This window comes from Allorhizobium paknamense, assembly GCF_030815125.1.
Classification (GTDB): domain Bacteria; phylum Pseudomonadota; class Alphaproteobacteria; order Rhizobiales; family Rhizobiaceae; genus Allorhizobium; species Allorhizobium paknamense.
This window is the reverse complement of the sequence record NZ_JAUSWH010000004.1, coordinates 329,332-342,661: the sequence shown is the minus strand read 5'-3', so window position 1 is coordinate 342,661 and position 13,330 is coordinate 329,332. Positions and strand designations below refer to the sequence as shown.

Annotated in this window: 13 protein-coding genes; 5 read left to right on the top strand and 8 right to left on the bottom strand. The window is 61.9% G+C overall.

Going from position 1 to position 13,330, the window contains the following annotated elements; genetic code table 11:
- Positions 1 to 71: 71 nt before the first annotated feature.
- Positions 72 to 302, bottom strand: a complete 231-nt coding sequence (locus tag QO005_RS09305) for a hypothetical protein (protein ID WP_307157716.1) — start codon at positions 300 to 302, stop codon at positions 72 to 74.
- A 168-nt stretch (positions 303 to 470) separates the two neighbouring features.
- Here QO005_RS09305 and xseA point away from each other — a divergent pair, with 168 nt between their 5' ends.
- On the top strand, positions 471 to 2,063 hold the full coding sequence (gene xseA / locus QO005_RS09300) for an exodeoxyribonuclease VII large subunit (RefSeq protein WP_307157715.1): 1,593 nt from the start codon (positions 471 to 473) through the stop codon (positions 2,061 to 2,063).
- 9 nt (positions 2,064 to 2,072) lie between these two features.
- On the opposite strand, the gene QO005_RS09295 is transcribed toward xseA, so the two are convergent.
- From QO005_RS09295 to QO005_RS09280, 4 genes are read right to left on the bottom strand one after another with little or no spacing between them, the layout of a single operon-like run.
- On the bottom strand, positions 2,073 to 2,582 hold the full coding sequence (locus QO005_RS09295; protein ID WP_307157714.1) for a MarR family winged helix-turn-helix transcriptional regulator: 510 nt from the start codon (positions 2,580 to 2,582) through the stop codon (positions 2,073 to 2,075).
- A 54-nt stretch (positions 2,583 to 2,636) separates the two neighbouring features.
- Positions 2,637 to 3,887, bottom strand: a complete 1,251-nt coding sequence (locus QO005_RS09290; RefSeq protein ID WP_307157713.1) for an aminopeptidase — start codon at positions 3,885 to 3,887, stop codon at positions 2,637 to 2,639.
- A 52-nt stretch (positions 3,888 to 3,939) separates the two neighbouring features.
- Positions 3,940 to 4,413, bottom strand: a complete 474-nt coding sequence (gene ybaK, locus QO005_RS09285) for a Cys-tRNA(Pro) deacylase (RefSeq protein ID WP_307157712.1) — start codon at positions 4,411 to 4,413, stop codon at positions 3,940 to 3,942.
- Positions 4,414 to 4,422: 9 nt separating this feature from the next.
- A complete protein-coding gene (locus QO005_RS09280; RefSeq protein ID WP_307157711.1) occupies positions 4,423 to 4,773 on the bottom strand; it encodes an ArsC family reductase in 351 nt (116 codons plus the stop codon).
- Positions 4,774 to 4,938: 165 nt separating this feature from the next.
- Between QO005_RS09280 and QO005_RS09275 the strand changes: the two genes are divergently transcribed.
- Positions 4,939 to 5,886 carry an AEC family transporter gene (locus QO005_RS09275; RefSeq protein WP_307157710.1) on the top strand — a complete coding sequence of 316 codons (948 nt, stop codon included), beginning with the start codon at positions 4,939 to 4,941 and terminating at the stop codon, positions 5,884 to 5,886.
- Positions 5,887 to 6,090: 204 nt separating this feature from the next.
- Positions 6,091 to 8,073: a glycoside hydrolase family 3 protein gene (locus QO005_RS09270; protein WP_307157709.1), complete on the top strand. Its 1,983-nt coding sequence runs from the start codon at positions 6,091 to 6,093 to the stop codon at positions 8,071 to 8,073.
- 98 nt (positions 8,074 to 8,171) lie between these two features.
- Here QO005_RS09270 and QO005_RS09265 read toward each other — a convergent pair whose 3' ends face one another.
- Positions 8,172 to 10,061 carry a hypothetical protein gene (locus tag QO005_RS09265; protein WP_307157708.1) on the bottom strand — a complete coding sequence of 630 codons (1,890 nt, stop codon included), beginning with the start codon at positions 10,059 to 10,061 and terminating at the stop codon, positions 8,172 to 8,174.
- A gap of 14 nt (positions 10,062 to 10,075) precedes the next feature.
- Positions 10,076 to 10,246 carry a hypothetical protein gene (locus QO005_RS09260; RefSeq protein ID WP_307157707.1) on the bottom strand — a complete coding sequence of 57 codons (171 nt, stop codon included), beginning with the start codon at positions 10,244 to 10,246 and terminating at the stop codon, positions 10,076 to 10,078.
- Positions 10,247 to 10,463: 217 nt separating this feature from the next.
- On the opposite strand from QO005_RS09260, the gene QO005_RS09255 reads away from it, so the two are divergent.
- Both QO005_RS09255 and QO005_RS09250 read left to right on the top strand, forming a co-directional pair.
- Positions 10,464 to 11,867 (top strand): nicotinate phosphoribosyltransferase, encoded by a 1,404-nt coding sequence (locus tag QO005_RS09255; protein ID WP_307157706.1) that lies wholly within the window; start codon positions 10,464 to 10,466, stop codon positions 11,865 to 11,867.
- A gap of 318 nt (positions 11,868 to 12,185) precedes the next feature.
- Positions 12,186 to 12,515, top strand: a complete 330-nt coding sequence (locus QO005_RS09250) for a hypothetical protein (RefSeq protein WP_307157705.1) — start codon at positions 12,186 to 12,188, stop codon at positions 12,513 to 12,515.
- A gap of 116 nt (positions 12,516 to 12,631) precedes the next feature.
- Here QO005_RS09250 and QO005_RS09245 read toward each other — a convergent pair whose 3' ends face one another.
- Positions 12,632 to 13,258, bottom strand: coding sequence for a ribonuclease D (locus tag QO005_RS09245; protein WP_307157704.1), 627 nt, complete (start codon positions 13,256 to 13,258; stop codon positions 12,632 to 12,634).
- Between the last annotated feature and the right edge of the window lie 72 nt (positions 13,259 to 13,330).

Below are 13,330 nucleotides of genomic sequence, written 5' to 3'. Positions count from 1 at the left end.
AATGAAAACACCCCCTGCCTTGGAAAAGTCAGGGGGTGATTCTTCAATCTGGGAGGATCAGGCCGGGAGGATCAGGCGGTTTTACGGCTTGCAAAGGCTGCCATCAGCAGCAGGCAATCGATCAGGCCGACATTATAACCGGCCAGTGCCAGCAGCAGATCAAGCAATGCCACCGAACCACCGGTCCAGAAGGCGGCGGCCACGAAGCTCACCACCATCAGCACGGATACCAGGAGAATGGCCATCAGGCTGCGCGTGGCGCCCGTGGCAATGCCTACAGCCATGGCAATCAGGAAGGTCATCGGTCTCATCCGCTGTTACGCTTTACACTGAAAGCGACCATAGCGACCGAGTCTTAACACTTGACCCAACCGGAATGGTTACAGGATGGTGTTGAAGGCGGCGCTGAAAAGCGGCACAGAACGAGGCCTGTTCTGTTCATCCTCGGAAAGCTGGGGTAAAACGCTTCCATGGCCAGTTTCTTCGATACCCCTTCGCAATCCAATCTTGCCGAGTTCACCGTTTCCGAGCTTTCGGGATCGATCAAGCGCACGGTCGAAACCGCTTTCGATCACGTGCGGGTGCGTGGTGAAATCTCCGGCTATCGCGGTCCGCACTCTTCGGGGCACGCCTATTTTTCCCTGAAGGATGACAAGGCGCGAATCGACGCCGTGATCTGGAAGGGCTCGTTTTCCAAGCTGAAATACCGGCCCGAGGAAGGCATGGAAGTGATCGCCACCGGCAAGATCACCACCTTTCCCGGCTCCTCCAAATACCAGATCGTCATCGAGCAGATGGAGCCCGCAGGCGCTGGCGCGCTGATGGCGATGCTGGAGGAGCGTAAGCGGCGCTTTGCGGCGGAAGGCCTGTTCGATCCCGCCGCCAAGCAATTGCTGCCCTTCCTGCCGAAGGTGATCGGGGTTGTCACCTCGCCGACAGGAGCGGTCATCCGCGATATCCTCCACCGCATCTCCGACCGGTTTCCGGTGCATGTGCTGGTTTGGCCGGTGAAGGTGCAGGGCGAAGGCTCCGGCGACGAGGTGGCCAATGCCATTGCCGGCTTCAACGCGCTGCCTGTCGGCGGGGCGATCCCGAGGCCGGACGTGCTGATCGTGGCGCGCGGCGGCGGCAGTCTGGAAGATCTGTGGAGCTTCAATGACGAGGCCGTGGTGCGTGCGGCAGCAGACAGCGCGATTCCGCTGATTTCCGCCGTTGGCCACGAAACCGACTGGACGCTGATCGACTATGCCGCCGATGTCCGCGCTCCTACCCCAACCGGTGCGGCGGAAATGGCCGTTCCGGTCAAGGCGGAACTGGAGGCGCAGGTCGCGGGCCTTGCCGCACGGCTTTCGGGCGCGATGAACCGGCAGATGGACAATCGCCGTCAGGGCGTCCGGTCGCTGGCGCGCGCACTTCCCTCTCTCGACCAGTTGCTGGCCCTGCCGAGACGGCGCTTCGACGAAGCCGCCAGCGGCCTCGGTCGAGGGCTGGAAATGAACACCATGGCCAAGCGCCGCCATTATGAACGCGCCGCCGCACGGCTTTCGCCCGACATGCTGGCCCGGCGGCTGATGGAGCGCCGCCAGCGCGTCAGCGAGCGGATGGGTCTCGCCGACCGCATCGTCGAACGGCTGATCGAGCGGCAGAAGGCAAGGCTCGGCCGCTTCGACGCCACACTGACCGCCGTTCCGGCGCGGCTGAAAGGCCAGACCGATCGGGCGAAAGACCGGCTGGACAGCCTTGCCCGCCGGGCAGACAGCGCCATCGTCAACGATCTGCGCCGTGCCCGGGCCGCCCTGACGGCCCAGGACCGCGTGCTGCAATCGCTCTCCTACATGAATGTACTCAATCGCGGTTATGCGGTGATCCGCGATGCGGACAACCGCCCCGTTTCCCGCGCCGAAGCGCTGACAAGCGGCGAGACCATCGCCATCCAGTTCGCCGATGGCCGGGTCTCTGCCGTGACGGGAGAAGGCGAAGCATCGGCGCCAACACCGGCAAAGGCCGCTGCAAAGGCAACCCGCAAAGCAGAGCCGCCAGCCGGTCAGGGAAGTCTGTTTTAGGGAAATACACTAACGCGGAGCTTCGAAAGCACCCAGAAACGTCTTCAGCAGGGCATCGAAAGCCCGCTGCTCTTGCGGGGAGAGTGCGGCAACGAGGCGGTCGAGATTGGCGGCATGGGCTGTGACGGCCCGGTCCGCGAGGTCGAAACCCTTGTCCGTCAGGGCAATCAGCAGGCTGCGGCCATCCTCGGGATGGGGCGCGCGCTCAACGAGGGCAAGTTTTTCCAGCTGGTCGATGCGGTTCGTCATGGTGCCGGAGGTGACCATCATCGTCGCCAGCAATTCGGACGGTGAAAGGCGGTAGGGCGGCCCGGCGCGGCGCAGGGTCATCAGCACGTCGAAGGTGGAGTGATTGAGGCCATGCGCCAGATGCACGGCCTCGATTTCACGCGACATATGGCTGTGCAGACGGTTGAGGCGACCGATCAGCGCCATGGCGGCCACGTCGAGATCCGGCCGCTCGCTGGCCCATTGGGCCAGCAGCCGGTCCACGCTGTCCTTGGGATCCGCCTCGTCCATCGCTCGTCTTTCCCACAGGTACAATGGAGTTGCCTCCCCTGTACCTTGCCCTGTTCAGGCCCATTCGCCCTTGCGCATGACCGGCACGCGAGCGCCATCTGCGGTCACGCCGTCGATATCGACCTGGTCGGAACCGATCATCCAGTCGATATGGATGAGGCTGGAATTGCCGCCCTGCGCCTTGATCTGGTCCGGGCTCAGCGAAGCGCCGTTCAGGAAGCACTTCGAATAGCACTGGCCGAGCGCAATGTGGCAAGAGGCGTTTTCATCGAAAAGGGTGTTGTAGAACAGGATGCCGGAGCGCGAGATCGGCGAGGAATGCGGCACCAGCGCCACTTCGCCCAGCCGTCTTGCGCCCTCGTCGGTGTCCAGCACCTTGTTCAGCACATCCGCGCCGCGTGAGGCTTTCGCCTCGACAATCCGGCCTGCCTCGAAGCGTACCTGGATATTGTCGATCAATGTGCCCTGATGGGAGAGCGGCTTGGTGGACGAGACCGTGCCTTCCACCTTCAGCGCATGCGGCGTGGTGAAGACTTCTTCCGTCGGGATGTTCGGATTGCAGGTAATGCCGTTCTTGGCGGTGGACGCGCCGCCATGCCATTCGTGACCGTCGGCAAGGCCGACTGTCAGATGGGTGCCCGGCCCGGAAAAATGCAGGGCGGAAAAACGCTGTCCGTTCAGCCAGGCGGAACGCTTGGCAAGCTCGGCATTATGGGCATCCCAGGCCGCGATGGGGTCCGGCTGGTCCACACGCGAGGCGGCGAAAATCGCGTCCGCCAGCTTGCGCACCGCCTCGTCCAGCGGCAGATCGGGGAAAACAAGTTTTGCCCAGGAAGGATTGGGGTAGGAGCAGATATTCCAGTTGATGTCGAAATTGGAGATCGGCTCCAGCGCCGGCTTGTAGGCCATGGAATTGGCCTTGTTGGCGCGGGCCACCCTGGCCGGATCCTGCTCGGACAGCAGCATCGGATTGTCACCGGAAATGGCAAGACGTGCCGCACCTCCGGCATAGGCCTTGGCCATGCCTTCATAGAGCCAGCCTGCGGCACGGTCGAAGCTTGCGTCATGGCCATGGGCATAGCGGACAAGGGTCGCTTCCTCATCGGCATAGAAGGTGGTGACGAGACCGGCGCCGGCCTTATAGGCGTGGCGGGTGATCGCCCGCACCAGCGGCAGGGCCGCCAACGGCGCGGTGATGACGAGATCCTGCTCACCGGAAAGCCGCAAACCCACCTTCACCGCCACTTCGGCGAGCTTGTCGAGCTTGACGGGATCGATGGAAGCGGAAAAATCAGGAAGGGTCATGAGCGTATCCTTGCTTTCAAAAAAGCGGAAATGGGTCTGAAAGAGGTTCTGATCAAGCCACCACGGCTGCGGCAATGGCATTCAGCACCGCCTTTGCGGCCTTCGGATCGATGCGGATCTGCAAGCCGCGCTGACCGCCATTCATATAGACATAGGCCTCCTCGAAGGCAGCGATCTCGATCACGGTCGGCACCTGCTTTTTCTGACCGAAGGGGCTGATGCCGCCGACGACAAAGCCTGTCAGCTTTTCCGCCTGCGCCGGCTTCATCATCTCGGCATGTTTGCCGCCCAGGGCGGCGGCAAGCTTTTTCATGCTCACTTCGCGATCCGAAGGCACGACGGCACAGGCCGGCTTGCCGTCCAGCTCCACCATCAGTGTTTTCAGCACGCGATGCGGCGGTTCACCAATGGCTTCGGCTGCCTGCAAGCCAATGCGCTCGGCCCCGGGATCGTAGACATAGGTCACCGTGGTGAAGGCAATACCGGCCTTTTCCAGCATCTGTGTGGCGCGGGTGGATTTCGACATGCGAAGGCCTCAGCGTCCGAAAAAGGCGGCGTATTGCTCAGGCTTGAAACCGACGATGATCCTGCCGTCCTGCGTCAGAACCGGGCGCTTGATCATGGAAGGCTGGGCCTCCATCAGCGCCAGCGCCTTTTCGGCATCCACACCCGCCCGCGCTTCCTCGGAGAGTTTTCGAAAGGTCGTGCCCGTGCGGTTCAGCAGCACCTCCCAGCCCACCTTGTCCTGCCAGGCGGCAAGGCTGGCCCGGTCGATACCGCGCAGCTTGTAATCGTGAAATTCATAGGCAATGCCCTCAGCCTCCAGCCAGGCGCGGGCCTTTTTCATCGTATCGCATGTCTTGATGCCGTAAAGGATCGTGGTCATGGGCGTCTCCTGTCCTGACCCGGTCTATCAAAACTGCCGGGCCGTGCAAGCCTGTCTGCTGACAAGGCCGTCTCGTTCCGGTTCAGGATTGGCGTTGCGCCAGCCGTTCCTGGACGTCTATAAGTGGAAAGCCCCCGCTGATCCTCTTGAAAGCCCTTCCCCCCAATGCATGAAATCGTCTTCAATGTCCTTCCTATTTTCATCCTGATCTTCATTGGCTGGCTGACGGTGAAGGCAGGGGTGATGAAGGCGGGGATCGGCGAGGCCTTGAGCGATTTCGTCTTCAAGCTGGCCGTGCCGGTCTTGATGTTTCACACCATCGTCCAGGCTGATTTTCAGGGCGCTTCACCCTTCCGGCTGTGGCTTGCCTATTTCGCCGGTGTCGGCGTGGCCTGGACGCTGGGGCATCTGGCCGCAACGCTGATCTTCGGACGCGATGCCCGCATTGGCGTGCTGGCGGGGCTGTCCTCGGCCTTCGCCAACAATGTCTTCATCGGATTGCCGCTGGTGGGGCGGATCGTCGGCGCGGACGGGCTGGTGGCGCTGTCCATTCTGCTGGCCGTGCATCTGCCGCTGATGATGGTCATCGGTACGGTGATGATGGAAAATGCCGAACGCAAGGCCGGAACGGGACAGGCGCATGGGCTGATCTTCGTGCTGAAACAGGTGGGGCGCAACCTGCTCACCAATCCGCTGGTGATCGGCCTGGAAGCGGGCATCGCCGCCCATCTGGTGTCGCTGCCCATTCCCGGCCCGCTCGAATCGGTCCTGTCGCAAATCTCCTCCATGGCCGGGCCTGCGGCACTGATTTCGCTCGGCATGGCGCTGACCCGTTACGGCGTTTCCGGCAATCTCGGCATTACCAGCGTTACCACCGTGCTGAAACTGGTGCTGATGCCCGCCGTGGTGTGGACGGCCTGCCATTTTCTCTCCCTCTCCCATGAATGGACGCTGGCGCTGGTCTTGACCTCCTCGGTGCCAACCGGCGTCAATGCCTGGCTGATCGCCAACCGTTTCGGCATCGGCCACTCGCTGGCAGCCTCCACCATCACCGTCACCACGGCGCTGGGTGTATTGTCTGTGTCCGCCTGGGCCTGGCTGCTCGGGGCATGAACTGCTGCCCATTGATTTGGAATAAAATCCAGGGTTGACCGCAGCGCGGGTTTTATAAACTCTTGCGACGTTTCGCGTTCTTACTGCATGATTCCTTAAATCGGAATCGATTTAAGGATAAAATTATGCAGCAGATTTAAAGTGTTACAGCGTCCTTTGTGCGTTTGATAAAACGCACGGCGCTGTAGGGAGGAGAAAATGCGTATGAAACAAAGAGCCCTGATATCGGCGGTGCTATCCATCGCGATGGCGGCTCCGGCGGCGCAGGCGGCGGAGCCGCGCAGGAAGCCGGTTCAGGTTCCGGTGGAGGCCCGCAGCAAGGCCATTCTGACCGTTGACGGGCTGAAATTCCGCGATCTCGACGGCAACGGCAAGCTGACGCCCTATGAGGACTGGCGGCTATCCCCGGCCCGGCGGGCGCGCGATCTTCTGGGGCGAATGACACTTGCGGAAAAGGCCGGGCAGATGATGCACGGCACGCTGCCCGGACGCGGCGGCGAGCTTGGCCGCTCGGCGGAAGGCTATGACATGACAGCGCTGGCACCGCTGATCAAGGATCTCTCGATCACCAGTTTTATCACCCGGCTGTCGCTGGCGCCGGCTGCCATGGCAGAACAATCCAATGCGGTGCAGGCGCTGGCTGAAGCCACGCGGCTCGGCATTCCGGTGACGATCAGTACGGATCCGCGCAACCATTTCCATCACGTTCTGGGGGCGGGCGAAAGTGCGGCGGGGGTCACTCAATGGCCTGAACTTCTGGGCTTTGCCGCCCTTGGCGATGCCAGACGCGTGCGCCAGTTCGCCACCATCGCAAGGCGTGAATACCGGGCAGTGGGCATTCATGAAGCGTTGAGCCCGCAGGTGGATCTGGCCTCCGAACCGCGCTGGAGCCGGATTACCGGCACTTTCGGGTCCGATCCGCGCCTGTCGAGCCGGTTGGGCGGCGCTTATGTCCAGGGCTTTCAAGGTGGTGCACGCGGGCTGGGCCGCGATGGGGTGATGACGGTCGCCAAACACTGGGTGGGGTATGGCGCCTTGCCGGACGGCTTTGACAGCCACAGCTATTACGGCCGTGTCGCCAAGCTGACCACGGCGGAACTGGACATGCATGTGGAAGCCTTCAAGGGGGCGCTGGCCGCCGGAACGGCAGGCATCATGCCCACCTATCCGATTCTCTCCGGCCCGACCGTGGGCGGCAAGCCCATCGAGCCCTATGGCGCCGGTTTCAGCCATGTGCTGCTGACCGATCTTCTGCGGGAGAAACTGGGCTTCAAGGGCATCATCCTCTCCGACTGGGCCATTACCAAGGATTGCAACGAGCGCTGCAAGGCCCCGACGGCAGAAGCGCCGCAGCGCCCGCAGGATATTTCCATGGCCTGGGGCGTGGAAAATCTGACGGTGGAGCAGCGTTACGCACTGGGCATTCAGGCCGGCATCGACCAGTTCGGCGGCACGCAGGATGTAGGCCCACTGCTGAACGCGGTTAAAAACGGGTCGGTCAGCGAAGCCCGCATCGACCAGTCGGTGCTCAGGATCCTGACGGCGAAATTCCGGCAGGGCCTGTTTGACGATCCCTACACCGATCCGGCCAAGGCAGAGGCGATCATTGCCGACAAGGCAAGCCACGATCTCGCCGAACGCACCCAGCGTGAGGCACAGGTGCTTTTGACCAACCGCAAGGGCCTGTTGCCCTTCAAGGCCGGGAAGGTCTGGCTTTCCGGGGTCGAGGCCAAGGCGGCGCAAGCAGCGGGCCTGACCGTGGTGACGACCCCCGAAGAGGCAGATTTTGCCCTGGTGCGGGCCGAAAGCCCTTCGGAAATGCTGCACCCCAACCATTTCTTCGGCAGCCGCCAGAAGGAAGGCAGGCTTGATTTTCGTGATGGCGACGCAGCCTTCGAGGCTGTGAAACAGGCCAAGGCCGCGGGCAAACCGGTGGTGCTGGCCATTTTCCTCGACCGTCCGGCCATTCTCACCAATATGCTCGACAAGACCGATGTCATCCTCGGCAATTTCGGGGCCAGCGATGCAGCGGTGTTCGATGTGCTGCTGGGCCGGGCCAATGCAAAGGGCCGCCTGCCTTTCGAACTGCCCTCCAGCATGGAGGCCGTGGAGGCGCAGGACCCTGCCATGCCGGATGACAGCCGCAAGCCGTTGTTCAAGCGCGGCGACGGTATTGTCCAGCGTTAGAGCGCTTGTCGATCTGATTGAATCAGATCGGCGCTCTAACAATTTCTTTTTGAAGCATAATCTTGATCGTCCTCGTTTCACTCCGGTCGGATTATGCTCTAAGCCAGATCGGCGATGCGCCAATAGAGCTTTTCCGGCTGGGAAAGCTCATCCATGGCAGGCATGGGCAAGGCAAGCGCCGGGGCGGGAAGGGCCACGGCTGCTTCGTCTTCGCCAACGGCGCTTTCCAATGCCCGGGTGGAGAGGAAGGCATCGTCCGCCTCTGAGACCTCGCTTTCAAGCGCTGTCTCTTCCGTCTCGTCCTCGGCATTCTCTTGCCGGTCCCGCCGCCGCGATCCGTTACCGCCGCGCCCTTCCTCGTCATCGGAGAGGGCGGCGATGGCATCAATATCCTGCTCTTCTTCCTCGCTGGCAAAATCATCCTGAACGGCCAGATAGCTGACCACCGGCAGCGGCACCGCCTGGGCAGGCGGAACAGGCAGCGGCAGAACCGTGGCCTGGGGCAAGCCGCTGATCGCCTGTTGCAGCGCGGAACCTGTCAGTGTTGAACGCGACAGCCCCTCGTCCTGCCCCTGATCGGCTTGCTGACGTGCCGGGACAGCCGTCTTTTGCAGCTCGGCCTGCGAAAGCTGTACGGCTTGCCCGGGCTCGGTGCCAGCGGGCGCGGATGCCGGGGAGAAGAACATCTGCTTGAGAAGCGCTTCCTCCCCTTCCTCCGCAGGCAAAGGCAGGGCGACAGGGCTGAGCGTGGGGGTCTCGGCCCACCCTTTCAAAGCCAGAAGATTGATCACCTCTTCCACCGGCGCCTTGCTGTACGGCGCGGAAACAAGAGGCTGCTGCTGCAGATCGTCCTGCACCGGAAGGGCCAATTCCTGCTGTAGCAGCGTTTGCAGGGCGCGGGCATCACCCGGCACTTTGACCGCAGCGGAAGGCTGAGGCGCAGACCCCGCAAGCGCAGAGGCGGGCGCGCGCGTCTCGACGGCAGTCGCCGTGGCGGCGACGGGCTGGCGCGTCTCGTCTGCCGCATCCGGCAAGGCCTCGGGCATGGCCCCTTGGGTCGTGTAAATGCCCGTTTCCTCGACAGCGGAGCCGGAAGAGGGCTGCGGCGTGGGGATGGCGGGTCGGGCAATAGCTGTGGATGCGGCATCTGTCTCAGGCGCATAGACAGGGCTGGGGCTCGCCGTGGCGCTGGAGGCAGGCGAGGCCGCAGACGGCATGGGCACGCCATCTTCGACAGGGCTGGCGGCACCCTCTGCTGGAACCATTGACAGGGCGGACCCAAGAGAAACAGCATTGGCCGCAACCGGTTGCGATAGCGGCGCGTCCCCATCCGTGACCGGGGCGGGAGCGGCGGAAGGTGCCGATACCGGGGTCTGAGCGGCCAGCGGTTCGGCGAAGGTCTCGGAGGCAGGCTGGGTGGCGGGACCTGTCGGGGCCGGAACAGCAGGCCGGGCAGGATTGGCCGCCATCGGTTCCGCCCCATCGGCAATTTCATTCTGGCTGTAGGATGTCAGAACCGACTGCGCCTTCAGATCCTGCTGATCGGCGTTGCGAATTTCAAGATAAGCGGCAATCAGCGTCGCCTCCGGCCCATCCGGCTGGGCCAGCGCGTCGAGCAGGGTCTGCAATTGCAGGCCGGCCAGAAGGTCGCCAAGACGGGTTTGCAGCGCCTGCCGTTGATCCGGCGAGAGTGATTCGAGGGCGGTGACGAAGCGTTGCACGAAGGCCGCATCCGTCTCGTCCTGCTGACGCTCGATGCCGATGGAGGATCCCACCAGCGAGGCGATGGTCAGAAGATCCGCCCGGAAAGCGCCGCGCCCGCTCATCAGCATGTTGATGCGCCCGGCAATCGAGGCGCTGGCCTCATCTTCCACCCGAACGTTCAGTTCCGGCTGGCCGGAGAGACCGGAGCGCGTGGACAGGCTATCGGTCTGGCCTTCCTGAAAGGCGACAGCAGTGCGGGACAGGGCTTGTACGGGAGGCAGCATGGCATACCCCTTCATCACAGCGGCGGACAGGCAGAGCGTAAAATCAACCGCTCATGCGGTCGCAAGCAGGGGCGCTTGACGATGGAACCGGTTTGCAGCGCGCCACCGTTCGGATCGAGCCCGGTGCGTCCGGTTCCAGCCCCGAAGGCCGACGGTGCCGGGCGCTCGGAGGAGTAAAAGACCATGACCTCCACGGATGACTCACGGGCTTTCAGTGAGAATTGCAAAATATGGTTAATAAATCATTAACGACGATGCCGTAAGTCAGCGCCTTTCCCTGAGAAGCAGGGTTCTCCGTTTCCGGGGCACGATCCTACCGTCAACAGCCGGGCCTTGTATCGCAGCCCATCCGGGATAAGAATGCGGGTTCCCCTCAGGGGCCCGATGCAACCGGTGGATAGGATGAGCCGATTGAACCCGATTTTGAACACCGACAGCTATAAGCTCGGCCATTTCCTGCAATATCCGCCCGGCGTTCAGGCCGTCAGCACCTATGTGACGACGCGCGGCAGTTCGGTCATGCCGGAAATCGTGTTCTTCGGTCTTCAGATGTTTTTGAAAGCCTATCTGGCTCAGGCCGTCACCGCCGCCGACATCGAGGAAGCGGAAGAGGTGGCGCATCTGCATGGCCAACCCTTCGACCGGCAGGGCTGGACCCATATTCTGACGAAACATGGTGGCCACATGCCTGTCAGGATCGAGGCGCTGCCGGAAGGCATGGTGGTGCGGCGCGGCATTCCGCTGGTTCAGGTCACCAATACCGATCCGGCCTGTTTCTGGCTGCCAGGCCATCTGGAAACCGCGCTGCTGCGGGCCGTCTGGTATCCCTCGACGGTGGCAAGTTCCTTGCGGCATATCCGGCGCACCCTCATGCCCTTTCTGGAAAAGAGCTGCGACGATCCGGAGACCCTGATGCCGACGCGCCTGTCCGAATATGGCGCGCGGGGCGCCACCAGCCTGGAGCAGGCGGGCCTTGGCGGTGCTGCCAATCTTCTCTTGTTTGAAAACACCGATACGCTCGCCGCCGTGCTGCATGCCCGCCGCTATTACGGAGCGAAGATGGCAGGCTTTTCCGTTCCCGCCTCCGAACATACCACCATGACCGCCTGGGGGCAGGAGCGCGAGGCGCAGGCCTTCGCCCACATGGTAGACCAGTTCGGCGACTATCCGGCCTATTCCGTCGTGTCCGACAGCTATGACATCCATAATGCCGTCTCGGAACTCTGGGGCAAGCTGCTACAGGCGCGGGTGCGCGGCAAGCCGGGCCTGCTGATCGTCCGCCCAGACAGTGGCGATCCGATCGATACGCCGGTGCAGGTGGTCGCCCAGCTTGCCTATCACTTCGGCACACGGCTGAACGGCAAGGGCTTTAAGGTGCTGGATGACAAGGTGCGGGTGCTTCAGGCTGACGGCGTCTCGCTGCGCGATATCACCATGATCCTTGGGCGGCTGGAGGGCATGGGCTTTTCAGCGGAAAACATTTCCTTCGGCGTCGGCGCCTCGCAATTGCAGAAGGTCAGCCGCGACACGTTTTCCTTCACCATGAAAAGCACCGCCATTCAGGACGGCGATGGCCGTTGGCGCGACATGTCACGCCGCCCCGTCACCATGCACGAAAAGCTGCCTGATCTCGGCCGTCGCGCTGTCATTGAGGAGGAAGGCGAGCTTACCTCCATTCGCCTGGAGGAGCTGGGCGGCAGGGTCAACCATCTGAGCCCGGTCTGGGAAAACGGCACGCTTTTGAAGGACTGGACCTTTGAGGAGGTTCGCCAGCGTGCCCGGGCGCGGCACCGGCTCTATGGGTAAAAGCGGTTTCCGCAATCTCACCATGGCGACTGCGATTCAATTCAAAGCAAGGGCCTTTTAGAAGGTCTTTCTTAAGTATTTCGGCCTAGCTTTTCTTTTGCGGGAGGGGACCGGCAGTCAGTGTCGGAATGCTGCCTCTTCGCTGAAAAAATGCCTACAGCGCCGTGCGTTTTATCAAACGCACAAAGGATGCTGTAAGACTTTAAATGTGCTGCATAATTTTCACCTTAAATCGATTCCGATTTAAGGCATTATGCAGTAGCAAAAAGAGTAACAGCGTTTGCCGCCGGATGATGTGCCGGCCGGTCGAGAGTGGCCATGACGGATGCAAATGTGAGTGAAAAACAGCCCAACCCCAGCGCCAGCCGGTCGGGCGAACAGACAGTACGGCTCGGCGCGGCCCATGGTGACGGGCAATTGATCGGCTCTTTCTTCTCCAGACCGAAAATCGGCAGATCCTCACAGGATGAGATCATCGTCGAGCCCGAATTCCCGGCCGATCAGGCGTCGGAAGCCTATTATCCGCCCGCCACATGGCTGGATGCCATGCAGCCCTATCATTACGAGGGCGCAATTCCCGACCGCAACTCCACCTTCGACGCCGACGATAACGGGCTTTACCGTATGCATCTGGCTGAAGTGGCCTGAAGACCGGGACAAAAGCCCCGGCCACTGCTGCATAATTTTATCCTTAAATCGGAGTGGATTTAAGGATAAAATTATGCAGCAGATATAAAGCGCTACAGCCTGTTCAAGGCTTGCCTTCAGCTATGGGCGAAGATGTCGGTTTCCTCCCAGCCAAGGAGATCGAGCTTGGCGCGCGTGGGCAGGAAGTCGAAACAGGCCTTGGCATGCTCCATGCGGCCATCGCGCACGAGTCTCTGGGTCAGCTTGTCCTTCAGCGCATGCAGGTAGAGCACGTCAGAGGCGGCATAATCGAGCTGCGCCTGCGAGAGCGTTTCCGCCGCCCAATCCGAAGACTGTTGGGCCTTGGAAATGTCGATATCCAGCATTTCCTTGAGATTGTCCTTCAGCCCATGTCGATCCGTATAGGTGCGGCAGAGCCTTGAGGCGATCTTTGTGCAGAAAACCGGCGTCGTCGTGACACCGAAAGTGTGAAAGAGCACGGCAATATCGAAGCGGCCATAATGAAAGATCTTTTCCCGGGCCGGATCAGCCAGCAGGGCGGTGAGATTGGGCGCAGACCTCTGGCCTGCGGCGATACGGATGACATCCGCCGAACCATCCCCCGGCGACAGTTGCACCACGCAGAGCCGATCCCGGCGCGGCACCAGGCCCAGCGTCTCGGTATCGATGGCAATGGCGCCGGTGTAGCGCGCCGCATCTTCGGCGCTGATATCGCCCTCATGGGCGCGGATGGTGGAAGCCATGTCTTACTCCGAATGGGATCTGTATCGGCTGCTGTCAGGATCGCTCTATACCTGAGCGATCCGGCAAGGAGA